The sequence below is a fragment of the Paenibacillus sp. Root52 genome, from assembly GCF_001426865.1.
Classification (GTDB): Bacteria; Bacillota; Bacilli; order Paenibacillales; family Paenibacillaceae; genus Paenibacillus.
This window is the reverse complement of sequence record NZ_LMFO01000001.1, coordinates 90,387-116,813: the sequence shown is the minus strand read 5'-3', so window position 1 is coordinate 116,813 and position 26,427 is coordinate 90,387. Positions and strand designations below refer to the sequence as shown.

27 protein-coding genes and 1 other annotated feature are annotated in these 26,427 nt (G+C 44.0%); of the genes, 9 read left to right on the top strand and 18 right to left on the bottom strand.

Translation table 11 applies throughout. From position 1 onward, the window contains the following. Positions 1 to 221 precede the first annotated feature (221 nt). The 6 genes from ASD24_RS00535 to ASD24_RS00510 form a co-directional block, all read right to left on the bottom strand. A complete protein-coding gene (locus tag ASD24_RS00535) occupies positions 222 to 782 on the bottom strand; it encodes an outer spore coat protein CotE (RefSeq protein WP_056689913.1) in 561 nt (186 codons plus the stop codon). A 75-nt stretch (positions 783 to 857) separates the two neighbouring features. After that, the gene (locus ASD24_RS00530; protein WP_056689911.1) at positions 858 to 1,835 is read right to left on the bottom strand and encodes an aromatic acid exporter family protein; all 978 of its coding nucleotides are present in this window, start codon (positions 1,833 to 1,835) and stop codon (positions 858 to 860) included. Positions 1,836 to 2,313: 478 nt separating this feature from the next. Further along, entirely contained in the window at positions 2,314 to 3,111 is a 798-nt protein-coding gene (locus ASD24_RS00525; RefSeq protein WP_056692418.1) for an ABC transporter permease, read from the bottom strand. 38 nt (positions 3,112 to 3,149) lie between these two features. Next, entirely contained in the window at positions 3,150 to 3,944 is a 795-nt protein-coding gene (locus ASD24_RS00520; protein ID WP_056689908.1) for an ABC transporter ATP-binding protein, read from the bottom strand. Between the two features lie 30 nt (positions 3,945 to 3,974). Then, on the bottom strand, positions 3,975 to 4,976 hold the full coding sequence (locus ASD24_RS00515) for an ABC transporter substrate-binding protein (protein ID WP_056689905.1): 1,002 nt from the start codon (positions 4,974 to 4,976) through the stop codon (positions 3,975 to 3,977). A gap of 145 nt (positions 4,977 to 5,121) precedes the next feature. Next, the gene (locus tag ASD24_RS00510; RefSeq protein ID WP_056689903.1) at positions 5,122 to 6,636 is read right to left on the bottom strand and encodes a carboxypeptidase M32; all 1,515 of its coding nucleotides are present in this window, start codon (positions 6,634 to 6,636) and stop codon (positions 5,122 to 5,124) included. A gap of 225 nt (positions 6,637 to 6,861) precedes the next feature. Here ASD24_RS00510 and ASD24_RS00505 point away from each other — a divergent pair, with 225 nt between their 5' ends. From ASD24_RS00505 to ASD24_RS00490, 4 genes are all read left to right on the top strand, one after another. Continuing rightward, positions 6,862 to 7,425, top strand: a complete 564-nt coding sequence (locus ASD24_RS00505) for a beta-class carbonic anhydrase (RefSeq protein WP_200956115.1) — start codon at positions 6,862 to 6,864, stop codon at positions 7,423 to 7,425. A 187-nt stretch (positions 7,426 to 7,612) separates the two neighbouring features. After that, positions 7,613 to 8,179 (top strand): PadR family transcriptional regulator, encoded by a 567-nt coding sequence (locus tag ASD24_RS00500; RefSeq protein WP_056689898.1) that lies wholly within the window; start codon positions 7,613 to 7,615, stop codon positions 8,177 to 8,179. A gap of 102 nt (positions 8,180 to 8,281) precedes the next feature. Further along, positions 8,282 to 8,779: a hypothetical protein gene (locus ASD24_RS00495; RefSeq protein ID WP_056692415.1), complete on the top strand. Its 498-nt coding sequence runs from the start codon at positions 8,282 to 8,284 to the stop codon at positions 8,777 to 8,779. 5 nt (positions 8,780 to 8,784) lie between these two features. Then, complete coding sequence (locus tag ASD24_RS00490; RefSeq protein WP_056689894.1) at positions 8,785 to 9,066, top strand: YxcD family protein; 282 nt, start codon at positions 8,785 to 8,787, stop codon at positions 9,064 to 9,066. Positions 9,067 to 9,143: 77 nt separating this feature from the next. On the opposite strand, the gene tyrS is transcribed toward ASD24_RS00490, so the two are convergent. The 4 genes from tyrS to ASD24_RS00470 all read right to left on the bottom strand — a co-directional run bounded on the left by tyrS (position 9,144) and on the right by ASD24_RS00470 (position 13,732). Next, positions 9,144 to 10,403 (bottom strand): tyrosine--tRNA ligase, encoded by a 1,260-nt coding sequence (gene tyrS, locus ASD24_RS00485; protein ID WP_056689891.1) that lies wholly within the window; start codon positions 10,401 to 10,403, stop codon positions 9,144 to 9,146. Positions 10,404 to 10,523: 120 nt separating this feature from the next. Next, positions 10,524 to 10,744 (bottom strand) — a binding site (T-box leader). Positions 10,745 to 10,931: 187 nt separating this feature from the next. Then, positions 10,932 to 11,372, bottom strand: a complete 441-nt coding sequence (locus ASD24_RS00480; protein ID WP_056689889.1) for an Imm63 family immunity protein — start codon at positions 11,370 to 11,372, stop codon at positions 10,932 to 10,934. 213 nt (positions 11,373 to 11,585) lie between these two features. After that, positions 11,586 to 13,055 (bottom strand): protein adenylyltransferase SelO, encoded by a 1,470-nt coding sequence (locus tag ASD24_RS00475; RefSeq protein WP_056689886.1) that lies wholly within the window; start codon positions 13,053 to 13,055, stop codon positions 11,586 to 11,588. Positions 13,056 to 13,423: 368 nt separating this feature from the next. Next, positions 13,424 to 13,732, bottom strand: a complete 309-nt coding sequence (locus ASD24_RS00470) for a Dabb family protein (protein ID WP_056689884.1) — start codon at positions 13,730 to 13,732, stop codon at positions 13,424 to 13,426. 161 nt (positions 13,733 to 13,893) lie between these two features. On the opposite strand from ASD24_RS00470, the gene ASD24_RS00465 reads away from it, so the two are divergent. Together ASD24_RS00465 and ASD24_RS00460 are read left to right on the top strand one after the other, a co-directional pair. Beyond that, on the top strand, positions 13,894 to 14,742 hold the full coding sequence (locus tag ASD24_RS00465) for an AraC family ligand binding domain-containing protein (RefSeq protein ID WP_056689881.1): 849 nt from the start codon (positions 13,894 to 13,896) through the stop codon (positions 14,740 to 14,742). Next, the gene (locus ASD24_RS00460; protein ID WP_056689878.1) at positions 14,742 to 15,683 is read left to right on the top strand and encodes a DMT family transporter; all 942 of its coding nucleotides are present in this window, start codon (positions 14,742 to 14,744) and stop codon (positions 15,681 to 15,683) included. Before ASD24_RS00465 ends, ASD24_RS00460 begins: the two co-directional genes overlap by 1 nt. Here ASD24_RS00460 and ASD24_RS00455 read toward each other — a convergent pair. Continuing rightward, positions 15,675 to 16,367, bottom strand: coding sequence for a pseudouridine synthase (locus tag ASD24_RS00455; protein ID WP_056689876.1), 693 nt, complete (start codon positions 16,365 to 16,367; stop codon positions 15,675 to 15,677). The two genes, ASD24_RS00460 and ASD24_RS00455, sit on opposite strands and share 9 nt — an antisense overlap. A gap of 162 nt (positions 16,368 to 16,529) precedes the next feature. Here ASD24_RS00455 and ASD24_RS00450 point away from each other — a divergent pair, with 162 nt between their 5' ends. Both ASD24_RS00450 and ASD24_RS00445 read left to right on the top strand, forming a co-directional pair. Continuing rightward, positions 16,530 to 17,414: a hypothetical protein gene (locus ASD24_RS00450; protein WP_056689873.1), complete on the top strand. Its 885-nt coding sequence runs from the start codon at positions 16,530 to 16,532 to the stop codon at positions 17,412 to 17,414. 68 nt (positions 17,415 to 17,482) lie between these two features. Continuing rightward, on the top strand, positions 17,483 to 18,121 hold the full coding sequence (locus ASD24_RS00445; RefSeq protein WP_162248909.1) for a DUF1963 domain-containing protein: 639 nt from the start codon (positions 17,483 to 17,485) through the stop codon (positions 18,119 to 18,121). Positions 18,122 to 18,264: 143 nt separating this feature from the next. Here the strand turns inward: ASD24_RS00445 and ASD24_RS00440 are convergent, their stop codons facing one another. The 5 genes from ASD24_RS00440 to ASD24_RS00420 all read right to left on the bottom strand — a co-directional run bounded on the left by ASD24_RS00440 (position 18,265) and on the right by ASD24_RS00420 (position 21,077). Beyond that, complete coding sequence (locus ASD24_RS00440; RefSeq protein ID WP_056689867.1) at positions 18,265 to 18,444, bottom strand: YjfB family protein; 180 nt, start codon at positions 18,442 to 18,444, stop codon at positions 18,265 to 18,267. 323 nt (positions 18,445 to 18,767) lie between these two features. Then, entirely contained in the window at positions 18,768 to 19,031 is a 264-nt protein-coding gene (locus ASD24_RS00435) for a hypothetical protein (protein ID WP_056689864.1), read from the bottom strand. An 80-nt stretch (positions 19,032 to 19,111) separates the two neighbouring features. Continuing rightward, positions 19,112 to 19,987, bottom strand: coding sequence for a Cof-type HAD-IIB family hydrolase (locus ASD24_RS00430; RefSeq protein WP_056689861.1), 876 nt, complete (start codon positions 19,985 to 19,987; stop codon positions 19,112 to 19,114). Positions 19,988 to 20,037: 50 nt separating this feature from the next. After that, a complete protein-coding gene (locus ASD24_RS00425) occupies positions 20,038 to 20,490 on the bottom strand; it encodes an SMI1/KNR4 family protein (RefSeq protein WP_056689857.1) in 453 nt (150 codons plus the stop codon). A 53-nt stretch (positions 20,491 to 20,543) separates the two neighbouring features. After that, on the bottom strand, positions 20,544 to 21,077 hold the full coding sequence (locus tag ASD24_RS00420) for a GNAT family N-acetyltransferase (protein WP_056689854.1): 534 nt from the start codon (positions 21,075 to 21,077) through the stop codon (positions 20,544 to 20,546). A gap of 217 nt (positions 21,078 to 21,294) precedes the next feature. On the opposite strand from ASD24_RS00420, the gene ASD24_RS00415 reads away from it, so the two are divergent. Then, positions 21,295 to 22,455 carry a S8 family peptidase gene (locus ASD24_RS00415; protein WP_056689851.1) on the top strand — a complete coding sequence of 387 codons (1,161 nt, stop codon included), beginning with the start codon at positions 21,295 to 21,297 and terminating at the stop codon, positions 22,453 to 22,455. Positions 22,456 to 22,812: 357 nt separating this feature from the next. Here the strand turns inward: ASD24_RS00415 and ASD24_RS00410 are convergent, their stop codons facing one another. Together ASD24_RS00410 and ASD24_RS00405 are read right to left on the bottom strand one after the other, a co-directional pair. After that, on the bottom strand, positions 22,813 to 24,255 hold the full coding sequence (locus tag ASD24_RS00410; RefSeq protein WP_056689847.1) for a 6-phospho-beta-glucosidase: 1,443 nt from the start codon (positions 24,253 to 24,255) through the stop codon (positions 22,813 to 22,815). A 49-nt stretch (positions 24,256 to 24,304) separates the two neighbouring features. After that, on the bottom strand, positions 24,305 to 26,218 hold the full coding sequence (locus tag ASD24_RS00405) for a beta-glucoside-specific PTS transporter subunit IIABC (protein WP_056689844.1): 1,914 nt from the start codon (positions 26,216 to 26,218) through the stop codon (positions 24,305 to 24,307). Positions 26,219 to 26,427 lie beyond the last annotated feature (209 nt).

Genomic DNA, 26,427 nt, shown 5'->3' with positions numbered 1-26,427 from the left:
TCAGTACCGAGAAGATGGGGTGAAGCTAGAAATGGAGTAGCGGAGCGTAGATCAGGCTACGTGACCAACTACATTGTTTCCGAAGGAAACAAACTTCGTAAGCATCCCACTTATTTCGGCTGAATCCCATATTCGAAGCTGAGATGCCGCCAGGCATCCTTCGTAATCAAAAGCGGACTTTTTGAACTACCTCTTAAAGTTGAACAACAGGTACGATGAACTTACAGCTCATCGTCCAGCAGATCGGGATCGAGATCATCATAATCTCCATCGCTGCTGCCGTAGTCGTAGTCCTTATCCTCATAATCTCCACAACCATCCGTGCACACTTTCACACAAACCTTAGTTTCAGCGATTAGCTCAACAGCGAATTCCCGTTCCACCCGGATAATTACGCTGCCTCCACCTGCTGATACTGTGGCTTCCACACAACTTGGTTCCTGCGTTGATTCCGCAGATACCTCTACCGTGGAAGCCCGGTGCTTTGGATCCAGGTAAGACAGAGGCACATGTTCTACATACGACACCGTTTCTTTGGCTACATCCGTCTGCGAGTTTTTGTCATAGGAATACCAAATGTTGATATCGTAAGTACCAATAACTTCAATCCCATCTCCCGCTGATACGGCTTCATATTGGTGGTTGATAATCCAAGCCCCCAAAATACTGGTCGGACCATTTGGCGGAGTCACGGTATGTGTTACGGTAGAGAACTTACGACCTTTGCCGCAGATCGCCTTCGTGATGATCTCTCTACATTGATGTTTATGACTCAATGACATCTTTAAACCTCCTCCATACAATCATTCACTACAAGTGTATGCAGGGCATCCGTCTAGGGTGACAACTATTTTCTATTATTCATTTGTAGATTGAGAACGATCCGAAATCGGTGACGGCGCTTTGTCCTTCTTCGCGATCTTAAGATACAGCGCGAGTTCGCGGCATAGCTGGAGAATTGCAGAACGAATCTCGAATTCTTCCCTTGTATCTGGCAGCTCCATACGTCTGAATTCTTCTTGCACATCTGCAAGAAGTTTTTCGGTTCGTCCAGTGTATGACTCTGTCAGCACATCCTGACTGAGCTGATCGAACAGCTCTGAGACCATCTCGGCATGAGGCATCTTCTGATATATCTGAGATACTAGATGCATCATATGCTGGATCGAATCCAGCTGCGTTTTCCGCATATAGAAGTATACGCTCCATTCCTCATTAGGATGGATCACTTGATTTTCGAGTGAGCGCTTCGCTGCTTCAATACCACCGAGAACGGCTTTATCTGCTTCAATAAGCTCTTTACCTGCCCATACTTCATTCGGATTACGAAGTGTAGCTGCAAATTCTTTGAAAATGACTGAGAACAGTTCATCGATTCTTTTACGAATACGTAACATCTGCGGGTCTGCAGCAGGCATATAAGCCAGATTAACAATCATGGCAGAACCCAGACCAATTAATAGCAACGCGACTTGCACCAAGATAATGTGTACATCCATTTCTCCACCGCTGAATACACGGAACACTACGACAGACCCTGTCACAATGCCTTCTTTGAAACCGGCTCGAACAATGACCGGAAATGCAATTAATATGTATACCGCCAACACCCAATAATGAAAACCGAGAAAATGAAAAAGCACGCTGGCGAACAGGAGTCCCACGACTGACGCGAAGAAACGCGATGATATTGTGCGGATACTTTTTTTTCTGGTTACATCCACACCTAGGATGGCAAGCAATCCTGCCGATGTCGGACCAGGTAGTCCGCACCAGTCCGCAATCAGTACAGCCATTAGTGCTGCGATTGCGGTTTTTATTACCCTAAAGCCCATTTAACTTTCCATCTCCTCTAAGCTGAAAAAAATTCATAGCCAGCTCGTCTCCCTCCGGAATTCAACGCTTTGCACGCTTGTCCGCTGGTACGCGTTCAATCCTCTGATACAACAGATCCCACCGATGGCATGCATAACGCTACAAACGATAATGCTAGTATTACACAACTTGCAACAATCCATTGATCCCCCAAAATAAAAACAAGGAATGATGCATGATACGGTTATGATTGAAATGACAAACGACATCAACCGACATGCACAGGCATGCCGGTTATAACAATGCGCCCCAAGAGGACGCTGGCTAATCCATGCGACGGAACCATCAGGCTCTCTATTTCAATCGTCATCTGTATTCCGGACTGCGCGGAATATCGTAATTGTATGGTACTTGATTTTGTCTGTTCGGGCAACGTGACACCTCTTGTGAAATTCTATACATATCATTTCAAAGTCCAAAAAATCTTTTTCAACGGCACTATAATGATCTACGGCCTGCAATTAATTTACGTTCAACGTATACCACCAGTTGGTACATCCCAGTGGCGACAACAGCAATAATTAATAAGCTGGAGAGTACTAACGTGAAATTAAACACTTGGAATCCATAGATAATAAGATAACCTAGACCCTGTTTTGCAACCAAAAATTCACCTACGATTACACCAACCCATGCCATGCCAACATTCACTTTAAGCGTAGACACGATGGCAGGAAACGACGCAGGCAGAACAACTTTGGTGAAAATTTCAGTGCGATCCCCACCAAATGTGCGAATCACTTTAATATAATTGCGATCCACCTCATTAAAGCTGTTGTACACTACAAGCGTCGTAATAATGACTGTAATAGATAACGTCGTCATTACGATGGCTGTAAAGCCAGCACCAAACATCACAATAAAAATCGGCCCCAGCGCTACCTTCGGCATACTGTTGAACACAACCATATACGGATCAAGCACCTTGCAGAGAAAAGGAGACCACCAGATCAGGACAGCAAGTAATGTTCCCACGAGTGTCCCCAGCAAAAAACCGACTGCTGTCTCTCCTACAGTAACCCCAACATGCACCCAAATTTCCCCACTCGCAACATCCTTGCCGATTTGACTGAATATTTTACTCGGATAACTAAACAGCAATACATCAATCCAACGCATCCTTCCAGCAAGTTCCCATAAGAGAAACATACCTACCAGCAGGGATAACTGTACCGCAAGCACCTGACGACGCCATCTCGCTACCTGCTGGATGTGGTTTTGATATAACTCTTTCATCCAGACCTCACGGTTTTCCTGCTTTCGTTTTGCCTGATTCACTCGATATTCTCACCTCCTCCGGACTGTTCAAGCTCACTCCATAAAGCTTGAAAAAGTTCGTTGAATCCTTCCTGCTCCCGAGCAAAAAAAGGCTGAGCCTCCCGTATCGATGCTGGAACAACAAATTCCTTACGTATGCGACCCGGATTGCGATCAAGCACTATAATTCGATCACTTACAGCAATAGCTTCGGATAGATCATGGGTTACAAGCACTGCCGTCTTCCCTGAGTCCTTCAAAATATCAGAAACCAGATCTTCCAACTGCAGCTTAGTCTGGTAATCCAGCGCAGAGAACGGTTCATCCAACAGCAATAATCCTGGGTCAGTCGCAAGTGTGCGTATAAGAGCAACTCTCTGCCGCATGCCACCAGACAATTCGGAAGGGTACTGATTCTCCGTTCCCGCAAGCCCCATGTCTGCCAGCAGTTCACGCGTTCGAATTCGACTTCGGTCGTCGAGTCTGCCTGTAAGCTCAAGTCCAATCAGTGCATTGTCCAAAATAGTTCTCCAGGGGAACAGATAGTCCTGTTGTAACATATAGCCTACTTGAGAAGACGGGCCTTCAACCAGTCTTCCTTTGACACTAACCTCGCCTGCTGTCGGCGTAAGCAGCCCCGCGATGATCGACAATAAGGTCGTTTTGCCACATCCACTTGGGCCGACTAAGCTGACAAATTCTCCTTGATTCACATGAAGGCTTAGATTCTCAATCACCAAGGAAGCTTCACGTTCACTAACATACACCTGCGAGATCCCTTCCAATCGGATTACCGTTTCGGATTCAGGCATTAACGATCACTTCCTTTCCTGAACACCTTCTTACTTCGACGCAGCATGTTCTGCAAACGCATTATCCACAATCACTTCTGCATCCACACGTTCCTTCAGTTCGCCTGCCGCACTCATCACATCCAGTAGATTGTTCCACTCATCCTCATCAATAATCGGATCAGTCGCATACGTACCTTGTTCCTTGTACCGATTCACACTGCTGATCAGGATCGCTGGATCAATATCTTTGAAGAATGGAAGAATGACCTCGGCAATCTCTTCTGCGGTATGAGAATCAACCCACAGCTGTGCTTTGTGCAACCCATTGGTAAACTTCTGGACCACTTCTTGATTATCATTAATAAAGCTTTGTTTGGTCATGAACACGGTGTAGGGCAGCTTCCCACTCTCCGTTCCGAATGATGCTACGACTTTTCCGCGTCCCTCTTGTTCAAAGATAGATGCCTGTGGTTCAAACAGCTGCACATAATCTCCCGTACCCGATGCAAAGGCAGACGCGATATTAGCAAAATCCACATTTTGTATCAGTTCGAGATCCTGATGTGCATTGATTCCATGTTTGCTTAATGCAAACTCTCCTGCCATTTGCGGCATACCGCCTTTTCTTTGTCCCAAGAATGTGCTCTGTCTTAATTGATCCCAATCAAAGGTATCCTCTGTATTCCGAGCAAAGAGAAACGTTCCGTCGGTCTGGGTAAGCTGTGCAAAGTTAATGACTCGATCCTCAGCTCCCTGCTGATACACATAGATGGACGTTTCTGCTCCCACCAAGGCGATGTCAACAGAGCCAGCAAGCAATGCCGCCATCGTTTTATCACCGCCAGCTGTCGTTTGAATATCCACCTCAAGCCCTTGCTCTTCAAAAAAACCTTGAGCCACAGCAACATATTCTGGTGCATAGAAGACTGAGCGCGTAACCTCACCTATTGTTATTTTGGACTCATTTTTTTCTTGGTTACAACTGGTGAGTGCAACGATGACAATGAGCAAAATAACGATCGCTCGGATGAACCAGGGCGTGTATTTCATCATATTCCCCTCCTTTTCGGGCTTCCATTGTTTCTCTACTAACAATATGCGGAAGCCCAGCAAAAGGTTAAGAAGTTGCACACAAAAGAAGAGCGAGGCTCGTTCGCCCCGCTCTTGCAGATTAAATATGGTTGTTGCCTTTGAATTACAGCTTATATATTTCAGCGTACTTCTCTTCCAAATAATCAGCCAAATAATCTGGATTCAATTCTTCTCCTGTTACTGCCATGATCAATTCAGAAGGTGTACGTGTTCTGCCATAACGATAAATTTTGTCCGTCAACCATTCCTTGATTGGAATGAGATTGCCTTCAGCGATATGGGCATCGAATTCGGGCATCTCTTTGCGCAACGTATGTAGAATCTGTGCCGCATACATGTTGCCGAGAGAATACGATGCAAAATAACCGAAATCTCCACCGGACCAGTGAACATCCTGAAGCACGCCTTCACCATCATTCGGCGGTGCAATACCAAGATACTCCTTGTACTTTTCATTCCACGTTTCCGGTAGATCCTTCACTTCAATCCCTTCATTGAACAGCATTTTCTCAATTTCATACCGGATAATGATATGCAGGTTATAAGTCAGCTCATCTGCGTCAATCCGAATTAACGAGCTCTCTACACGGTTAATCGCGCGATAGAAATCCTCCAGCTCAACTTCGCTAAGCTGCGGGAAATGTTGCTGCAGATCCTTGTAATAGCGCGACCAGAACGGACGGCTGCGGCCAATCATATTCTCCCAAAGGCGTGACTGAGATTCGTGAATCCCCATCGACGTTCCTTCTGCAAGTAGTGTGCCCGCCAGGCTGTCATCAATATTTTGTTCATACAAGGCATGTCCACCTTCATGCAATGAACTGAAGACAGCACTCGCCACATCATCCTGCAAATAGTTCGTAGTGATCCGTACATCACCTGGGTTAAGACCTGTAGCAAATGGATGAACACTCTCGTCCAAGCGACCCGCTTCAAAGTCATATCCCATCTGTTCCAAAATAAATAGACTGAACTTCTCTTGTTGTTCTGTATCAAACAACTGGTTCAGGAAAGCAGTGTCAGGTTTGTGATTCGATGCATTGATCTTCTCCTGTAAAGGAACTAAGCGGTCTTTAAGACGAGCGAACACCGCATCGACCTTCTCTACTGTAAGATCAGGCTCGTACATATCCAGCAACGTATCATAACGTGTATCCTTGACACCCCAGTAATCAATAAACTCCTGTTTGAGTTTAACAATGTCAGTAAGATATGGAGAAAATCCAGCAAAATCGCTGTTATGTTTGGCGTCTTCCCATGCTGTTTCTGATTTAGCCGTCAGCACAGTGTAGGCCTGAACTTTTTCAGGAGGAACGGACTGACTACGATCGTATTCCTTCTTGCAATCCTCCACCTGGCGGCGATCAAGATCCTCAAGCTGTTGTAATACGTCAGCCTGGGTCAATGTATCTAGGTATGATTTCATTTCAGCAGAAGTTTGCAGCTTGAAAGCTTCGGTAGACAACATACCAAGGGTTTCGGATCGTGTCGGAACACCTTTCTTTGGCGCACCTGTGCGTAAATCCCAGTGAAGCAATCCAATGGCTTCATGATAACTTTTGATTTTGCGAACTAAAAGACGAAAAGATTCCAGATGTTCTAGTGTTTGTTGATCCATTGTTACGCTCACCTCTCGAAATTTAATAGTTTTCCCTATTGATGATACTTTTTGAAATGGCTATAATCAACTTTTAACAGAGGCAAATTGAATTATGCTTCTAAAATGAAGCCATAATGATAGATGCTGACGGTAATGATTGAAGCAAAACGGCTTAGGCTAGGACAAGCTACACGAAATATTAGTGGCCGTGCTCATCGTATTTAATCACAGGAGGCAATGGATATGAACAACATTCAAGAGATACTGGAATACAACAAAACATTTGTCGAGACAAAAGAATACGAAAAGTATACGGCTGGCAAATTCCCAACCAAAAAAATGGTAATCATCACCTGTATGGATACCCGGTTGGTTGAAATGCTGCCTAAGGCCATGAATTTGAAAAATGGCGATGTGAAAATTATCAAAAATGCAGGCGCGATCATCTCCCAGCCTTTTGGTAGTGTTATGCGTAGTGTACTCGTCGCTATTTATGAGCTTGGAGCCGATGAAGTTGTCGTTGTGGGACATACGGAATGTGGTATGGCTTCCCTTCATGCTGAGACGATGATTGGTCATATGGTAGAGCGCGGCGTATCTAAAGAAGTCATGTCTACACTTGAAAACTCTGGCATCCGTCTGAACAAGTGGTTGCGTGGGTTTGACAGTGTTGAGGAAGGGGTAAAACATACTGTGGAAGTGATCAAGAAACATCCATTGCTCCCACCTAGTGTACCCGTCCACGGCATGGTTATCGATTCTTACACCGGTAAGCTTGACCTTGTCGCTGAGGGGTATAGCGAGTAGACATCTCTCTTATATGGTTTTGGGTGCGAACCTTCAAGGTTCGCACTCTTTTTTTGTCTAAATTAAGGCAGTTTAGCTGTCAGGTTGTCAAACCATACAGTTTCAGTGTACACTTTTATGAAAGCGGTCAAAGATTACAATTGTATTGTTTTCTCTGGCTCAGCCCTAATATTAAGGAGACATGTGCATGAACATACTTTCCTACGGATTGCTCGGGCTGCTTACCCGCGAGGAGTCGTCAGGTTATGATCTGATGCTGAAGATTCAGCCACACTGGCAGGCTAAGCATAGTCAGATTTATCCCCTCCTGTCCAAGATGGAAAACGATGAGTTATTATCTTCCCGCTGGGTGCAACAGTCTGACAAACCGGACAAGAAAATGTACGCAGTCACGGACAAAGGCATTGAAAAACTGCTTGGATGGATGATCACTCCCGTTACTGCGCCCGTTACACGCGATGAATTCAATCTTCGGATATTGTGTGTTGGTATTGCAGAGGACGGAAGCATGAGACGCATCCTCAATGAGCGTAAAAACTGGTTTAACGAGCGAATACGATATTTTGAAGATTTGAAATCTCGAATCCCTCAGGATAATTTACGTGTGGGAAGTCGAGAGTTCGGGAGCTATATTCTCGTGCAGAAGGGCTTAATGAACGCTCAAACCGGCCTCGAATGGTGTAATTGGGTCACCCAGTTACTAGATGGTCAAGCGGCGATTCAGGATCCAATTCCAGTCATTTCGGAAAATTAAACAAAATTTGAAACGTTTCCGCGAGTTAACCGTATTACTTAAGCAAGGCTGTATTTTATGGAGAAATCCAACAACATTAATCGGGGGGTTACGATCTTTACAATGAAGAAAAAATTCGGTATTAAACATCTTATGATGGTATTCATGGCATTTACATTACTGTTCGCAACAGTTGGTGTGGTTAACCCAGATTCAGCCGATGCAAGACGTGGCGGCGGTTTCAAATCAGGTACGAAAAGTTATAGCAATACTCCTAAGAAATCGGATTCCAATAACAATGTAAGTCAATCGAACAGCAATAACTCAGGTACAGGCGCAGCTGCAACAAACCGTGGCGGATTCTTCGGCGGTGGCGGCGGGTTCATGAAAGGTATGATGCTTGGTGGTTTGGCTGGAATGATGTTCGGTGGATTGTTCGGCGGCATGGGAGCTCTGGGTAACATCCTTGGATTGCTCGTAAACGTAGCTGCTATCATGTTGATTGTTATGCTTGCGATGACACTCTTCAGAAAGCTCACCAACCGTAAACCAGCGGCAGACGGACGTTATAACCGCCGTGATGATCGTGATGATGACCGCAACAGAAACGGACGGTACTAATTCCTATGGTTCTGAGCATGGATGAAATCGTGAATGCGATCTGCCTTCACATGGCAGAACGTAAAGGTGTACGACCAACTGATGTTAACGTTGAATTGAGCTGGGAGGAAGACACAGGATACTCCGCTGAAGTCTGGATTCAAGGCCGAAGTCAATTTTTGGTTGAATCCAACATGATTGAAGCGATTCTGCGTTATCTCAACAGTGAATATAATATTCGAGCTTATCGTGAGGATGTACGACTGGATCTTGATGAAGAGATTACAGCGATTGTAAATCAACACTAATTGAGCTTGAAGCACTAGTAAAACCGCCCTCCTTTGATCTAATCAAAAGGGGGGCGGTTTTGTATTGCTTTCGCTTTTTACTTCAATTTCACCAGGCTGTAGTTCTTCTTCCCTTTACGGATAATGATGAACTTTCCACCGATGGCATGCTCTGCAGAAACGGTAAATTCCAGCTCTGTTACTTTCTCACCGTTCATGGAGATGGCTCCTTTGGTAATATCCTCGCGCGCTTGACGTTTAGATGGCTCTAAACCAAGATCCACCAACCAGTCAACGATATTTTTGGCTTCGCCTTCCGTTTCAAAGGTAGGCATTTCTTTGAAGCCCTGCTCAATCTCATCTGCCGTCAAGGAGCGAATATCTCCACTGAACAAGGCTGCTGTAATCCGTTTAGCTTGCTCCAGCATGTCCTCACCATGCACGAATCTCGTCATTTCTTCAGCGAGTGCCTTTTGTGCTTCACGTTTATGCGGCTCTGTCTCCACCTTTTGTGCCAAGGCATCGATCTCCTCTTTACTCAAGAACGTGAAGTATTTCAAGTATTTCACGACATCACGATCATCCGTGTTCGCCCAGAACTGATAGAACTCAAATGGTGTTGTTTTGTTCGGATCCAGCCAGATTGAACCACCTGCTGATTTACCGAATTTAGTGCCGTCTGCTTTGAGCATAAGCGGAATCGTCAGACCGTACGCTTTTGCCTCAGAGCCTTCTTTTTTACGAATGAGATCAAGACCACTCGTGATGTTACCCCATTGATCAGAGCCGCCGATCTGCAATTGTACGTCTTCATTCTTGTACAGGTGCAGGTAATCGAGTGATTGGAGAATCTGGTAGGAGAATTCAGTGAATGAAATTCCGTCTTCAAGTCTGCTCGCCACGACGTCTTTAGCAAGCATCGTATTCAGGTTAAAGTTTTTGCCGTAGTCACGTAAAAATTCAATGACATTGATCTGGTGTGTCCAGTCATAGTTATTTACCATGCGTACCTGATTGTCGCCTTCGGTCACAAAAAGCTTTTTCAACTGAGCTGTCAATGCATTCACATTGTCTTGAACTTGCTCCAATGTCTGCAAAGAACGCTCAGACTGACGTCCGCTTGGATCACCAATCGTACCTGTCGCCCCGCCAATCAAAATGACTGGACGATGTCCTGCCTGCTGGAAACGCTTGAGCATCATAAAAGGAATCAAATGCCCGATGTGCATACTGTCTCCTGTAGGATCGACACCACAGTACAAGGAGACCGACTTCGACCCAATTAGCTCACGCAGTCCTTCCTCATCCGTCTGTTGATTAATGGCTTCGCGCCATTCTAATTCATCAATAATATTCACGAATATACAACTCCTTCTCCAGTTTCATAATCCTCAGCTCATGAGATACGTGAGTCAGCAAGAAACACATCTGGGCAGCTTTTTTGGACACAAAAAAATCGCCTCCTTGTCATCTGTTGACATAGGGACGATTCTTAACCGTGGTACCACCCAACTTGCACAGACATTGAAACCAAACCTGTCTGTACCGCTTTTGGCGAAATATCGTTCGCCATCCCGCTTGGCATTACCCAAGATACTCCAGAGTGTAATTCGCAGCCCTTGTATGTATCAGGTTCCATCAACCCCTGACTTTCTGTAACAGGGACAAAGCCGCTACTGCGCTCTATCATCGTAGTTCATGTATTAGATTATAGCCAGTATAGCGGAACCTTTGAGCCAATGCAAGACCAAGTAACTTCTACCTTACATGCTTTGCGAATCTATTGTTACTGACCAGCAATATTCTCAAGAGAATTTTTCTTGCATAGATGCTTTGAAAACAGCGTTCGTCTATATTTTACACTCGTAGCTAAAGAGTTATTCTCTTTAACTCTGTTCAAGCTCCCGCCTCTTGCCACTTTCGTGCCAATGTAGATAAACTCCGCCAATCTGTTGGAAAGCTGCCTTAACATCCGAGTTCAGTTCTGCATAGACAGCCTCCGTATACTTCAAATGTGTATGTACATTGTCAACTCCATGCCGTTTCATAAGTTCAACATGCGCAATCGTAAAAATAATATCTTCCAGTAGCCAGTATATAACTTCGTCTGTTTGCTTCAATCGCTTCTTCAACATGGGCATTCCCCGCTCATAGATTGTGACTATATAGGCAGTTTTGTCCACTTCTACATAAGGCACACCCTCCCATTTAAACGCTTCAAATAAACGATTAATATTACCCGCTAACTGATCCGAAGGTAAAGATGTATGCTTGAGTAGTTCAGCTAGTGCATCTGCAATTCCTTGTTTGTTCAGCAAATGTGACATATTCACTCTCCTATAGCCTGCCGATTTAATACGGGATTGCCTTCCGCTATTCAAGGCTTGTCCTCGACATTGATTCACTTTATATATCTTAACCTTCATCCTTACACTATTCCATTAAAAAAGCTGCCCTTAGGCAGCCTTAATTTATTTCATTTTACGAATAACACTAGATGTGGTGCGATAATTACATATTACCATGTTTTATTCTTAGGTTTAAGTACCGCAGAATGTTCGATAGGATGGGTCACATGTGGCAGGGACTTCGGTGTACTCTGAACGTTCAATCGAATGGTCGAATGGATTCGACAGCACCTCAACTAATTTCTCCACCAAACTGAGATCCCCGTGATTTTCCGCATGCTCCAATGCTTCCTCCACTCGATGATTCCTCGGAATGACGGCTGGATTATGATTGCTCATCAGCTGTCGTGCTTCTTCTCTAGATTGAGGCTGTCTCTCCAACCTTGCCTGCCAGCGTGTATGCCACTCCTTGAATTGAGCAAGGTCAGCGAGATTAGAATGAGGAGTCTTATCGAAAGTAAGAGCCAAGAAGGTATTGGTATAATCTGCTCCGGCCTGCTCCAGCGTTTCCAAGAGATCCTTCACCAATGTTTCGTCCTCAGGCTCCGCATTAAACAATCCAAGTTTGGCTCTCATGCCAGACAACCACGCTTGATGATACAAGTCAGAGTACTGGGAGATGGCATCCTGGGCAATTTGCACAGCCTGATCCTCATCCTCATGTAATAACGGCAGTAGAGACTCTGCTAAGCGCGTTAGGTTCCATCCCGCAATGTAAGGCTGATTGCCATACGCATACCGTCCCTGAGTATCTATTGAGCTGAACACAGTTCCCGGTTTGTACACATCCATAAAAGCACATGGCCCATAATCGATCGTCTCGCCGCTTAACGTCATATTATCCGTGTTCATGACCCCGTGTATAAAACCAACCAGTTGCCACTGAGCCACCAGCGATGCCTGGCGTTTGATTACTTCCTCAAGCAGAGAGCGGTAGCGATGCTCATCCAGCTTAATGTGCGAATAATGACGCTCCAGCGTATAATCCGCCAATGCCCGCAATTCCTCTACTGTTCCCCACCTTGCTGCATACTGGAATGTACCTACACGCACATGACTGGAAGCCACACGGGTCAGGATAGCCCCTGGCCGCTCCGTTTCGCGAATGATGGCCTCTCCTGTTGAAACAACAGCGAGAATTCGCGTTGTAGGAATGCCTAATGCGTGCATGGCTTCACTAATAATATATTCGCGAACCATCGGCCCAACAGCCGCACGTCCATCCCCTCCGCGAGAATATGGCGTTCTCCCAGATCCTTTTAATTGAATATCTACGCGTTCCCCTTCTGGGGTAATTTGTTCACCTAAGAGTAATGCACGTCCATCCCCCAGCATATTGAAATTTCCAAATTGATGACCCGCATACGCTTGAGCCAAGGGCTCGGCTCCTTCGGGTATGTGGTTGCCCGCAAAAATGGCCGCCCCTGCATCACTGTTCAGTTCTTCTGTATTTAAACCAAGTTCCCTTGAAACTGTATCATTAAAAATGATCAAGCGAGGGGATTGCACAGGTCCCGCTCCCTGCTTCGTATAAAACGTCTGTGGTAATCGTACATAACTATTATCAAAATTCCAGCCTGTCGCAAGCTTCGCTGTTGGCATGATATCGCTACACTCCTTTTCCTTGAAAACAAGGTTCTTGTTGTACTATTGTTGCCTACTCAAGCAATGCTCATTTATGTAGTCGCATGAAAATTCATTGATAGCGAACATGACACTCATGTTCTTGTAGAAACTTTAGCATATTTAGTTCAATATTGCATGCTTATTCCTTAAATACAGAGCTGTTAACTCTGATAAATATTATAAAGATGAACCTGACTATCGTCCAATCACAATTATCAATAAGTGAACGATTCCAACTTATCAAACGACAACACAAAAACAGCTAATCCATAGTCTGAACCATAAACTAGCTGTTGCTGATTCAATTGATCTTCCCTTTTAATTTCACTTTTACTTCTCGTCAATTATTTAAGGGGCAACGGATAGTCTGATACGATAACATTCTCAATCCATCCATTAAGAGAAGCTACGAATGCTTGATGAGCTGTATGTGGCCCGTAGGCGCGCAATGCCTGCTCATCTTCAAATGTTACTCTTAATCCAATCGTATAACCTTGAATTCGGTCTGTCTCTTCCGTTTGGTTAATACCTGCTGTCAATTCAAGAATGCCCGGAACCTTCTCCTTTAGAGCCAACAATTGATCTACAAACTCCTGCTGCTTAGCCAGTGTGGTCTGATCGTTAAACTTGAAAATAACCAAATGTTCGAACACGTTATTTTCCTCCTTTGCCTGCCTTGAAGCATAGCTTGTTAGTAGTTAATCGTTTACAATCTAAGATGCTCAAATTGTAATGCAAACCGCAATATCATTCAAGAAAATTCCTTCTTCTCCCTTTATACTATCTATAACTTACTTGAAAGAAGGTGCACCATATGACACGTGAAGTGCGAACCGTCGTTTATGATACAGATCTACAATTGGAAGCCTATCAATTCGAAGGTATTATGCAGAAATTCCCGAACCATTTTCATGACTATTACGTCATTGGTTTTATTGAGCAAGGTAAACGTTACCTCGCCTGCAATAACAAGGAATATATGCTGAACAGTGGTGATGTCATTATTTTCAATCCGCAGGATCCTCATGCCTGTGAAGGAATAGATGGTAGAACTTTGGACTATCGATGCATCAACATCCAACCTGAGGTGATGAGAAAATATGTGCAGGAAATTACCGGTCAAGACTACCTTCCTCGGTTTACAGAACCCGTGCTGTATCAGAGTGAACTCTGCACGTCATTACATGAATTACATTTGATGATCTTGGAAGGTCAATCCGATTTCCATAAGGAAGAAGCATTGTTAATGCTATTGGATCAATTGATCAGAGATCATGCGGTTGCGCTGCCTCCAGTAGCGTCACAGGATCTCACCACCGAAATTAGACGTGTCTGCGAGTACATTGAAACTCATTATATGGATCCGATTATGCTAGATCAGTTTGTCGAGATGACAGGTCTGAGCAAATATCATTTATTACGCTTATTTACAACCCAAAAAGGCATTTCGCCCTATCGCTACCTGGAAACAATTCGCATTAGTCATGCCAAGAAGCTGCTTGAACAAGGCGCACTCCCCATTGAAGTTGCTACGCGGACAGGCTTCAGTGACCAGAGCCACTTTACGAATTTTTTCAAAAAACTGATCGGGCTCACCCCTCGGCAGTATAAACGCATTTTTAATCATGAAGCTAGCGCCAGCGCTGCGAAAGATAGTATATGATGACACATGAACGTCAGCTTTCAACTGGGCATATGCTTGCTTTATTTACAATACTCATCTGGGGAACAACATTTGTCTCTACCAAACTTTTGTTGATCAATTTCACGCCTGTGGAGATATTGTTCTTTCGTTTCGTCATCGGATATGTTGTCTTGTTTCTGCTGTATTCCAAACGAATACCCTTGGTCTCATTTAGAGAAGAAATGCTTTTTGCAGCCGCAGGTTTGTGTGGGGTAACCCTTTATTTCCTCATCGAAAATATTGCTTTAACGTACACACTTGCATCGAATGTAGGGATCATTGTCAGCATCGCTCCATTTTTCACAGCTGTACTTGCACACTTTTTCCTTCATGGAGAGCGTCTGAGTCGCTCCTTTGTTCTAGGATTCACCATTGCACTATCTGGCATCATACTTATTAGCCTGAATGGCAGTTTTGTACTGAAGCTGAATCCTATTGGAGATATTCTCGCTTTTCTCGCACCTATGGTCTGGGCAGTTTACTCCGTTCTCATGCGCAAAATCGGCGCATTACCCTATCCTATGATCGGTGCAACACGCAAAGTATTCTTCTATGGCTTGGTTTTCATGCTGCCAACCTTGTTTATGTTTGATTTTGATCTCAATCTGGTGCGGTTCGCCAACATGAACAATCTTGCCAATCTCCTCTTTTTGGGTATAGGAGCCTCTGCACTCTGCTTTGTCACTTGGAACCGAGCTGTACGGATACTTGGTGCCGTGAAAACGAGCATATATATTTATCTTGTGCCAGTAATTACAGTCGTTGCATCTGCACTCATTCTGGACGAAGCGATGACTTGGGTCACCATCCTGGGGGTTGTGCTAACCTTGCTTGGATCTTACTTATCCGAAAAAAGAGGTACAGGTCATGTGGATACTTCAAGTAATGTAGCTGGAAAATCCACTAGTCGATCATTGTAATAGGGAAAGAAGTTTGTCCAGTTCTGCTGGTTCCAGATGTCTCCATTTCCCTCTTTCCAGATGATCCAGCGTAATATTCATAATGCGTACCCGCTCCAGCTTCATAACTCTGTACCCCAGTGCTTTGCACATGCGTCGGATCTGCAAGTTAAGCCCTTGTGTCAATATGATGCGAAAAACAAATTCATCCTGACGATACACCTCGCAAGGCTTGGTAACGACATTTAGAATCTCAACACCCGCCGACATCGCATGGATAAACTCATCTGTTAGAGGTTTATCAACGGTTACGATATACTCCTTCTCGTGATTATGCTCAGAGCGCATCATTTTGTTAACGATATCTCCATCATTGGTTATTAAAATCAAGCCCTCTGAGGCTTTGTCGAGTCTACCAACAGCAAAAATCCGTGAGGGATAATTGACATATTCAATGATATTGCCCGCAACGCTCTCGGCAGCCGTACATACAACGCCAATAGGCTTATTCAGTGCTATGTATACACGTTCACGTTCTTCCCTGGGAATTTCTTGTCCATCGATGAGCACGATATCACCTGGCTCAACATCAGCCCCCCTTTCACACACTTCTCCATTGATCGTAATGCGCCCAGCAGCAATCAAGCGATCAGTTTCTCTGCGTGAGCAGTAACCCGTCTCACTGATGTATTTGTTAATTCTCATGTTCCACCATCCTTTATAATTGAAACGGACTTTTTGGGTAACCTCTTTTGGTACCTTGTACTGATTTCCATTCGTGTCTTAGCCTTATATAATTTAGAGAAACAATACGATCTACCCTTATGTATAAGAACGCTAACCTAATGTTCATTGAGAGGAGATTTTATGGACAAGAAGTTACTTAGGACTCTGAAGAAATTATATCATTACTCGAATGGCGTGTACGACCGCGAACGTCAAGTTACATTGTACCAGGTTGATACACTGACTGCTGCAGAACAAGAACTCTTGCAAGTTCACAATTGGAATGTGAATGACATCGTACAGATCGAACATGATGTGATCATAGACAAGCTGATTGCTCTACAACATAATGAGAGCTTATCTTGGCGGACAATTACTGATGCTTTCATTGCAGGAGTAGGCGGCAGTTATCCGAGGGGCATTTCGACACTTGCAAGCTACCATATGATGATTCATACCACTCCGCATATATACGAACAAGCCGATAAATTTCTCATGTGCAAAATCTGCGGGTTTAGTCACAACGACAATGGCTGGGAGAATATTTCTTGGATTCGTTATGCCATCCACTTGGGGAATTATTATGGAGGCACTAGCCGTGGTGCTTATGTGGATCTGTATGAGATCGTACACCTGCTGGAGAAAACACCGATTACACCAACAGCAGACGATATCACTATTTTTAACCAACTGCTTATCAGTCTAAATGAGGCAACCGATGATGAATCTCCGGGCAAATATGAGAAGCGTCTCACCTCGAATAAGTTAATCAAAGGCACACCTGGAATCCGGCGTGGTATACTGCAATCTCTCGCCTTGGTTGGGGTTCTACCCAATCAGAAGCTGAGTCTCAGTCCAAACCATTGGACAAATGTCGAGGATCTTCATCTTGCGGGGTTACAATTAAACAATACCAGTGGCCGTTCAGACATGGAAATGCCATGGGCAGGCTGGAGAGGAGAACTCGGTGTCGATTGGAACCATGCGAAGCAGCTCTTTGGATATGCCATCCAAGATAAATCTTAAACCTACCGATATTTTCACTTCCCACTGCAAGTAACACATTGAAGCCACAGTACTCACAATTAAGGAGCTTGATGATGAACCAAGTCACAAAAATGACATTTGAACTCAATCATGCCAATGAAGATTCAGGAATATGGATCGGCGGTGACAAAGCATACGTCCAAGAGTGGCCCCTTAATCCTGAGGGTGCCCCTTTAATTCATCTCTTTTCAATCGATAGTAATCAACTTGCCAAGCATATACCTTCTGCCTCTTTACCAGTAGATACGTTCATCTCGGTATTCTCCACCTATTCGGCAGCAGATTATTTTCTGGATCAAGTAACATATACCGGGGATGAGCTGGAGTGGAATGAAAACATATTGGGAGGCTATACATATGTCTCAGTGACTCCTTATTCTATAATGTCCGCCAGCCCTACTTCATGCATACCGTTGTGTGGAATAACATTCTCGGAAGTTGAACTAAGGGAGCATGATTTTCCTGCATTCTCATTTCTCACCTCAAATCCACCTAATGGCATGCACGGAATCTCACATCTATTAGTTCATTACGATATCGTATGTCAGATCTATTCGGGTGATTTCCCGGCGCCATATCAAGACATATTAGGACTTTCCGATGCGAATGGATATTTAATGCTACGCAAAGATAACTCGTCAACTGAAGCGCCATTAGTAGGAATTTTCTTTGTGCAGACTGCTTGAATTTGGATTCTCAAATTACAGTTTAATCTTATTATGAACACGAAAAACAGCCCAAACGGCCTCAATTCTTACGAACTGGAGCTGTTTGGGCTTGCTTGCTGCAGGTTGAACCAATTGGAATACATCATACATTGGAGCAACGTTTATACAGAAATATCCAATGTTCCTCCCAGATTGGGATGTGGAGCTGCCGATTTCAACATTTCAGCCATTTGCTGACCTTGCTGTTGTGCCATATCTTTTGACATCGACATCACTTGCAAGCCCGCAGACTGTTTAACTGATGCTTGACTCATAACTATAGACAATGCTGCGATATCCATAATCCACACTCCTTTCGTCTACAGGCTTTTGCACGTACATCATATATATCGGACAGTCGTGTCGAAATGATGAAAAAATGAATTGACTCTGTGCTTCTTTATTATGTTTTCACTGTTCCTAGATCCGTTCTTCATGCTATAGTTTTAATAACTTAACTAAAATTCATCTCCAATGATCAAAATAAGTTAAATTCACAACAGGGAGAGATCTATATGAATGGCAAAAAATTCACGCTCATCTTCACGGTAGTCAGTATTATCATTGTAGGAGCCATGGTTGGCGCATTAGTTGCAATTGTTCGGATGATGTCCAATTAATGAATTCACCCTAGATACTTCAATTCTCCATTCTCGCTTTTCACCCTCAACACAACTTTGGCATTAACATATTCTGGTGGCTGAATGAATTCCTGTCGGATCTCTGCCATCAGTTCCTTAATGACCTCTTCGACTTCCCCCAACGTGGTGTCTCTCGATACCAGTTTTGTGCGAACAATCTCATTTTGGCGATAGGCCTCGGAATACCCCTCGTGACCTTCTAATCCAAAGGCCTTAATTTCGAATTCCATTTTCATCAGATCCGACATTCATCAACCGTCCTTTCATCATATAAGAGTGCAGTTAGAATTCAATTGCCCATACTTCCTCCACACTCACCAAGCTGGAGTTACCCTTTAATTAAGCCATACTTCACAAAAGCATGGTATAATCCATCCTCTTGGACGGTACCCGTGACATCGTCTGCAATCGCTTTTAACCCAGGCTTCGCATTGCCCATCGCAACACCTACGTGACAGAAGTCTAACATCTCCACATCATTCATCCCATCACCAATCGCAATGGTGTCTTCTCGGCTTATCCCTACATGTTCGATCAGATCAGCGATCGCTGAAGCCTTGTGCACACCCAATATCGTGAGTTCTCCGCTACCTTCACCAAAGATCGGCACGGTGCATTGAATGACTCCGAACTTTCCATCAAACTCCTGCTTAATGCGTTCAAAGGGTACTATAGGATTCTCCAGAAAACAAACCTTATTGACGTCATGCTTGTACAGATCTGTTTCACCATAGGTGATCCCTGCAATAAATGGATGAGGCTGCTGTTCTTTTTTGGCTCGTGCTGATGGATCATTGTCTATATCGCCATATATGCGTCGCTCAAGGTGACCTTGCAGATTCCGGCTGCCATACAGTGCAGAGTTTGATTCCAGAAAGAAATCAATGTCATGTTCATTGAAAAAATCAACCATCTGGCGTACAGCTTCGACTGTAACCTTTTTGTGATATAACACCTGTTCGCCAAATTCCACATAGCCACCGCCTGCACCAATCAGGCCATCAAACCCCACTTCCCAGATCGCATCATAGACCTCAGCCTTGGAACGCCCCGTACAAAGATAGAGCAAATGCCCATTCTCGCGTGCCTGTTGACAAGCTTGTCGCGCTGATAACGGAATGGTTCCTTCGTCATCTACCAACGTACCATCAATATCAATAAACACCATTTTAGGTTTCACTGTGTTCTGATTCGTTCTCTTCATCTCGTTATCCCTCATTGTGTAAGTCTATAGTCTGTTAATACGATAATGAGTTATCTTGGCGTGCGTTCGTCGATCAACCTCTCCAAAAATGCAGCAAAAGAATCAGCATATACTTCAGGTTCTCCATTTAAATAGTCAAGCCTAATTACCTTGTATTCCCCATTTGCATCTGCTGTTCGAATATCGAAATAATATATTTCATCCTCATCCGGGACAAAAAGCTCCACTTTCCCTTCCCGCTTCGCATCTTCATCAGCAAGACGATACATATACAAAATATCCGTATCCGCGTATTCTCGGTGTTCGGGAGGAGATATCGTAAGAATACCTGTCCCACTTAGGTGAGCTACACCATAATTCAGCAGCCACCAGCGATAGGAAGGTGGTAATGGAAAACCAAGCTCCTGTTCAATTTCAACAATCCAGCTCTCTTGAACCTGACGATTCGGAAACCAACGTAAGACTTGGGTATGCTCCAGTTTCTCAATTAGACTTGTATACATAGATAACTCCCCCCAACTCGTGATATTAGGTTACTAAAGAACGTTCGTAAACGTTAAACCCCTTCGACTTTACCTGCTGGCTTGTCCATATGTACAGTCTGCCAGTCATCGTTCTGTTCCGTAATAATGGTAAACCCTTGACGATTCCAGAAATCTACAGCTCCAGGCAAAAAGCGATGTGTGTGTAAATACAGCGTTGTGTACCTCATGTCTCCCACCCTGTTTTCCAAGGCTTGCAACATCATCGATCCAATCCCATATCTGCGATATGCAGGATCGACATAACATTTCACGATCTCGGCTGCGGACTCCTGTGGATATCGCCCTTGTATCACTTCAATTCGATCATCATATGGCAGAATTCCGATAGAACCAACGATCTGACCTTCACCCACCGTAGCTACCAAGAAAATTGCATCTTTGGACTCCATATAATGTGCACTGAATTGCTCAAAATCTAGAGGTAGTCTTGTGTGATCCAACATCGGAAACACTTCACGACGAACTCGCATGGCAAAATCAATGGCTTCCTGAATCTGGTGCACCTGAACAGGCGCTACTGTCGGTTTAATCAGAAATTGTGTCAAAACATTCCACGTTCCTTATCTGTGTATTTGGAGCTCATTGCTGGCACTTCTCAGAATGCTGTTCGTGCAGATCTGCTCTTCCATCCATCTTACCGAATTCCCGTCATCCTATCAATCTATCTGCACATCTAACCAAATTGGTAGAGCACCCACGCCATCTAATAGATTCTGCATACGATAAGTCGTATCATAATCCAAATTAGAGGGGGTATCTTCCATGTGGTTATGGATCAGCATCAGTGCAGTAACTGTCATGATGATAACCTGGTTCGTTTATCGTTATGTGGATTACGTGACGGAAAGTTCGTTTCATCCTCACGCTCCCAAGCAGCTTTTAGTCAAATTTAAAGAAGGGACAACCCCCGACGAGATGCATACGCTTCACCGGAAAGGTAAATGTAACGTTGCTGAAACGTATGAAGATATGGGCTGGTACCGTCTGGAATCTCGTAAAAACATGCATCGTATGCTCAAGCATTACAAGGATCATGAACTGATTGAGCATGCGGAACCCAATTATTACGTTAATACCTCTTTCACGCCTAACGACCCTTTTTTCCCTTACCAGTATAATTTATCAAAAATCAATGCCCCTGCTGCCTGGGATATTAATCAGAGCAACAGCACGATCAAAATCGCTATCATCGATACAGGCGTGCAACTGAATCACCCCGAACTTGCCGCCAAGCTTCTCCCCGGTTACGACTATGTTGATTATGATAATATTCCCGAAGATGGGAACGGTCATGGTACCCATGTAGCCGGCATTGCTGCATCCATCACCAATAACGGTGTCGGGATTGCAGGTGTTGCACCACTAGCCTCCATCGTTCCAATTCGCGTACTGGATAACAACGGACAAGGAACGATGGGCAATGTCGGTAATGGGCTTGTCTTTGCAGCCAACAATGGTGTTCAAGTGATCAATCTAAGTTTGGGTGGTCCAATGGGCGAAGCATTCCTTCAAGCTGCCGTACAGTATGCTTGGGATCGAGGTGCCGTCATTATCGCTGCGGCAGGTAATGACAATACATCTTATCCAATCGTGCCTGCATCCTATCCCAACGTCATTGCGGTTGCTTCGACGAACCCTTCTGATCTAAAATCTAACTTCTCCAACTATGGCTCTTGGGTCGACATGGCTGCACCGGGCGACACCATCTTATCCACATATTTGGGTAGCTCTTATGCTTATCTTAGCGGAACATCAATGGCAGCTCCGCACGTAGCCGGAGTAGCTGCTTTGCTCGCTGCCAAAGGTAAAACAAACGCACAGATACGGGATGCACTCTGCTTCGCTTCCGATCCAGTATCGGGTTCAGGTGTATACTGGCAGTATGGACGGTTGAACGCCTACCAGAGCCTGCAGGTACCTTAAACAGATCGGGTTTACTCAGGATCGCGTAAAGCATTCATATGTATCTTTGAGCGCCAACAAGTCAAAGTGTGACACCTAACTCATACATTCCATTCTACTATCAATCATAAAAAACCATAGGCCAACTGTTAAGATGTCTACCCTTTGGTTTGCTAATGCTCAATTCGATCTAAATTTTGGCCGCCCAAATCTCGATTCTATTTCAATCTCAGGTAGACCTAACTCCGGAAAAATCCATGTTGATCGACTACAAGTTGGCCTTAAAAATTAAATGGTAATTTCAAGTCATGCAAACAAAAAGCAATCCCGTTATAACGAGATTGCTCTTTGTTTATTTAGGTATTGCCAGAAAAATGATTAGAAGTATTGTGCGCCATTATTAGCAATAACGTCTTTATACCAATGGAAGCTTTTCTTTCTCACTCTTCGCAGTGTACCTGTGCCGTCATTGTTCCGATCTACATAAATGTATCCGTAACGCTTCTTCATCTCACCAGTACCTGCGCTGACCAAGTCAATTGGCCCCCAGCTTGTGTAACCGAGAATCTCAACGCCATCCTGAATCGCTTCTGCCATCTCAGCGAAGTGGCTGTTCAGATATTCAATCCGGTAATCATCTTCTACGGTATCGTTGTCTAATAAGACATCCGTTGCACCAAGCCCATTCTCTACAATAAACAATGGCTTACCGTAACGGTCGTGTAGCTGATTACACGTAATGCGGAGCCCTTTGGGATCAATCGTCCATCCCCACTCTGAAGCTTGAAGATAAGGATTCTTCACGGAACCAAAGACGTTACCTTCGGTTGAATTCTTCAGCACTTCTGGATCAGCACTTGTACAACGGCTCGCGTAATAGCTGAACCCGATATAATCTACCGTGTTTTGTTGAAGAATAACTGCATCTTCCGGTTGCATATCAATATGAATGTTATGTTCTCTGAAGAATCGTTTCGTATACCCTGGGTATGCTCCCTTCGACTGCACATCGATGAAAAAGAAGGATTCTCGATCTAACTCCATCGCTTTCCATACATCATCCGGGTTGGACGTGTAAGGATACACCATACCTGCCGCGAGCATACAGCCAATCTGTGCACCCGGAATAATCTCGTGACAAGCTTTAACTGCTAGTGCACTTGCAACCAATTCATGATGTGCCGCTTGATATAACAGCTGTTCTTTATCCTGCCCTTCCTGAAGTACAATTCCGGCACCGATATACGGCAGATGCAGCAACATATTGATTTCATTAAAAGTCATCCAGTACTTCACTTTACCCTTATAACGGTTGAATAACGTCTTCGCATACTTCTCAAAAAAACCAACCATCTTACGGTTTGTCCATCCACCATACGTTTCGACAAGATGAACCGGCACATCGAAATGGCAGATCGTCACAACAGGTTCAATGTTATATTTCAACAATTCATCAAAGACATTATCGTAAAATTGTAATCCTGCTTCGTTCGGCTCTGTCTCGTCCCCATTCGGGAAAATCCGTGCCCAAGCGATCGATAGTCTAAGACACTTGAATCCCATTTCGGCAAATAAGGCGATATCTTCCTTGTAACGATGATAAAAATCAATCGCTTCATGTGAAGGATAAAATTCTCCAGCTTGAGGTACAAAGGAACTTAGATTACCGAGCGCAATGTTCATTCGATTGGCTCCCGTTGGAATTAAATCTACGGTCGTCAAACCTTTGCCATCTGCTAGGTAAGCACCTTCCAATTGATTCGCTGCTGTTGCTCCTCCCCAGAGAAAATTCTCTGGGAAGGCTGTCAACTTCTCAAACATTGAGTAGCCCTCCCATATCATTATTAATTTTTGCTTATTTAGATTTGGCTTAATTTAGTACGGTGATCAATTTATCTTTTTCTTGAACGGATGCATCTTTGGTTCCTACAACATCCAGATAACTTGAAGTATTTGTGATGATAATAGGTGTAACCGTCTCATATCCTGCATCCTTGATTGCTTGCAGATCGAATTCCATAATTAGATCCCCTACATTAACGCGGTCTCCATCTTTTACATGTGCGTTGAAATGTTTACCTTTCAGTTGCACTGTATCCTGTCCGATATGGATGAGCATCTCTACACCATCATCAGTGACAAGACCAATCGCATGTTTAGTCCGATAAACCGTTTGTACTGTGCCTGTAATTGGAGACACCACTCTGCCACTCGTTGGACGAATTGCAATCCCTTTACCCATGTGCTCTCCTGCAAAAGTTACATCATTGATTTCTTTCAGTTGAACGATTTCACCAGCCATCGGGCTCATGATTTCATATCTGCTGTTTGGGTTTGGATCAAGTACTGGCGCTGGAGCAGGCGTTGCTTCTTCTTTGTCTTTGAAGCCAACCACATAAGTTAGAATGAAACCAAGGACAAAAGCAACCAGTGTTGCCACGATTACCATATAGAATGAGGATTCAATTCCAACTTCTTTATTAATGAACGCCGGATATCCAAATACCCCGAGACCACCAAACATATACAACTTGGAACCCGCAAATCCTAAAATACCACCACCGATACCACCAGCAATACAACTCATGATAAACGGTTTTTTCAATGGAAGTGTGACACCATAGATCGCTGGCTCAGTTACGCCGAATATACCGGAAATAAATGCTGGAATACTAAGAGTTTTTAATTTTGTATTCTTAGTTTTGAGCAATACGGCAAGGACAGCACCAGTTTGAGCAAATGAAGCTGCGAATGACATCGCTACAATCGGATCGGCACCTGCTGTGCTAAGATTGAGCAACAGAACTGGAACCAGACCCCAGTGAAGTCCAAACAATACAAACACTTGCCACAAACCACCGATAACCAGACCTGTAATAAGTGGACTCAAGTCATAGATATACGTAGCTCCCGCGCCGATGATTTGACCTGCCCATGTGGAGATTGGACCAATAACCAAGAATGTTGCAGGAACAATTACTAGCAAGGTGAAGAACGGAACTAGGAACGTGCTTACTACTTTTGGAATGACATTTTTGAAAAATCTTTCGATTTTTACAGCTATGAAAGTTGCAATGATGATTGGAATTACCGAAGAGGAATATTCCATCAAAATGACAGGCATACCTAGAAACGTAACGTGAATTGGTGATTCAAACAATGTACCTGTAAACAAGGTGTATAATGGATCTCCTGCTTTAAGACCAGCTAAGGTCGGATAAACGAGAGAGGCACCAATTGCCATCCCTAGGAACGGTGAACCACCAAATTTCTTGATTGCTGTGTATCCCAGGAAAATAGGGAAGAAGTAGAATAAGCTGTCGCCTGTTGCTTTCAAGAGCTGGTACGTTCCAGAATCCTGAGTGATCCATCCAAAGGCTACGAACATCTCGTTGAAACCTTTGATCATCCCTGTTGCCGCAAGCAAACCGAGCAACGGTGTGAACACACCTGAGATCATATCGATAAAGCGGCTGAACAAACCAACTTTCTTACCAGAGTTATCCTCTGTCTCTTCAAACTGTCCCTCGCTCGGGAAATTCCCTGCTTTGACTACGGCTTTATATACATCCGGCACTTCATTGCCGATGACCACTTGATATTGTCCACCACTCTGCATTACGGTAATTACACCTGGCAGATTTTTAAGTTCTTCTGTTTTGGCTACGCTTTCATTTTTCAGTTTAAACCGCAATCTTGTTACGCAATGGAATACGCTATTTACGTTCTCGCGCCCCCCTACACGTGACAGAATATCCTTGGCCAATTGATCGTAGTTACTCATTGTATTTCCCCCTCTAAGTGTGTCTCATCCATGCCTTTGAAACAAAGAAAACCTGAACTACTGAACATACACAACGTACCGGATCATCCGGAAATAAGTCGTGTTATTCAGCAATTCAGGTTTTGCCCTTAACGGTTGCAACCCTGTAAGGCTGTACACATTGGTATTTAGTTATATTAATAACTAAAGTAAGTTGCGATCAATCTTCA

Coding starts and splice junctions, on each gene's coding strand:
- ASD24_RS00410 (WP_056689847.1), bottom strand. CDS start 24,255: ATGTTTGAGAAGTTGACAGCCTTCCCAGAGAATTTTCTCTGGGGAGGA.
- ASD24_RS00465 (WP_056689881.1), top strand. CDS start 13,894: ATGACACGTGAAGTGCGAACCGTCGTTTATGATACAGATCTACAATTG.
- ASD24_RS00435 (WP_056689864.1), bottom strand. CDS start 19,031: ATGTCGGATCTGATGAAAATGGAATTCGAAATTAAGGCCTTTGGATTA.
- ASD24_RS00500 (WP_056689898.1), top strand. CDS start 7,613: ATGAACATACTTTCCTACGGATTGCTCGGGCTGCTTACCCGCGAGGAG.
- ASD24_RS00480 (WP_056689889.1), bottom strand. CDS start 11,372: ATGTCACATTTGCTGAACAAACAAGGAATTGCAGATGCACTAGCTGAA.
- ASD24_RS00425 (WP_056689857.1), bottom strand. CDS start 20,490: ATGTATACAAGTCTAATTGAGAAACTGGAGCATACCCAAGTCTTACGT.
- ASD24_RS00440 (WP_056689867.1), bottom strand. CDS start 18,444: ATGGATATCGCAGCATTGTCTATAGTTATGAGTCAAGCATCAGTTAAA.
- ASD24_RS00535 (WP_056689913.1), bottom strand. CDS start 782: ATGTCATTGAGTCATAAACATCAATGTAGAGAGATCATCACGAAGGCG.
- ASD24_RS00455 (WP_056689876.1), bottom strand. CDS start 16,367: ATGAGAATTAACAAATACATCAGTGAGACGGGTTACTGCTCACGCAGA.
- ASD24_RS00405 (WP_056689844.1), bottom strand. CDS start 26,218: ATGAGTAACTACGATCAATTGGCCAAGGATATTCTGTCACGTGTAGGG.
- ASD24_RS00490 (WP_056689894.1), top strand. CDS start 8,785: ATGGTTCTGAGCATGGATGAAATCGTGAATGCGATCTGCCTTCACATG.
- ASD24_RS00495 (WP_056692415.1), top strand. CDS start 8,282: ATGAAGAAAAAATTCGGTATTAAACATCTTATGATGGTATTCATGGCA.
- ASD24_RS00475 (WP_056689886.1), bottom strand. CDS start 13,055: ATGCCAACAGCGAAGCTTGCGACAGGCTGGAATTTTGATAATAGTTAT.
- ASD24_RS00415 (WP_056689851.1), top strand. CDS start 21,295: ATGTGGTTATGGATCAGCATCAGTGCAGTAACTGTCATGATGATAACC.
- ASD24_RS00520 (WP_056689908.1), bottom strand. CDS start 3,944: ATGCCTGAATCCGAAACGGTAATCCGATTGGAAGGGATCTCGCAGGTG.
- ASD24_RS00460 (WP_056689878.1), top strand. CDS start 14,742: ATGACACATGAACGTCAGCTTTCAACTGGGCATATGCTTGCTTTATTT.
- ASD24_RS00505 (WP_200956115.1), top strand. CDS start 6,862: ATGAACAACATTCAAGAGATACTGGAATACAACAAAACATTTGTCGAG.
- ASD24_RS00515 (WP_056689905.1), bottom strand. CDS start 4,976: ATGAAATACACGCCCTGGTTCATCCGAGCGATCGTTATTTTGCTCATT.
- ASD24_RS00430 (WP_056689861.1), bottom strand. CDS start 19,987: ATGAAGAGAACGAATCAGAACACAGTGAAACCTAAAATGGTGTTTATT.
- ASD24_RS00525 (WP_056692418.1), bottom strand. CDS start 3,111: ATGAAAGAGTTATATCAAAACCACATCCAGCAGGTAGCGAGATGGCGT.
- ASD24_RS00530 (WP_056689911.1), bottom strand. CDS start 1,835: ATGGGCTTTAGGGTAATAAAAACCGCAATCGCAGCACTAATGGCTGTA.
- ASD24_RS00450 (WP_056689873.1), top strand. CDS start 16,530: ATGGACAAGAAGTTACTTAGGACTCTGAAGAAATTATATCATTACTCG.
- ASD24_RS00510 (WP_056689903.1), bottom strand. CDS start 6,636: ATGGATCAACAAACACTAGAACATCTGGAATCTTTTCGTCTTTTAGTT.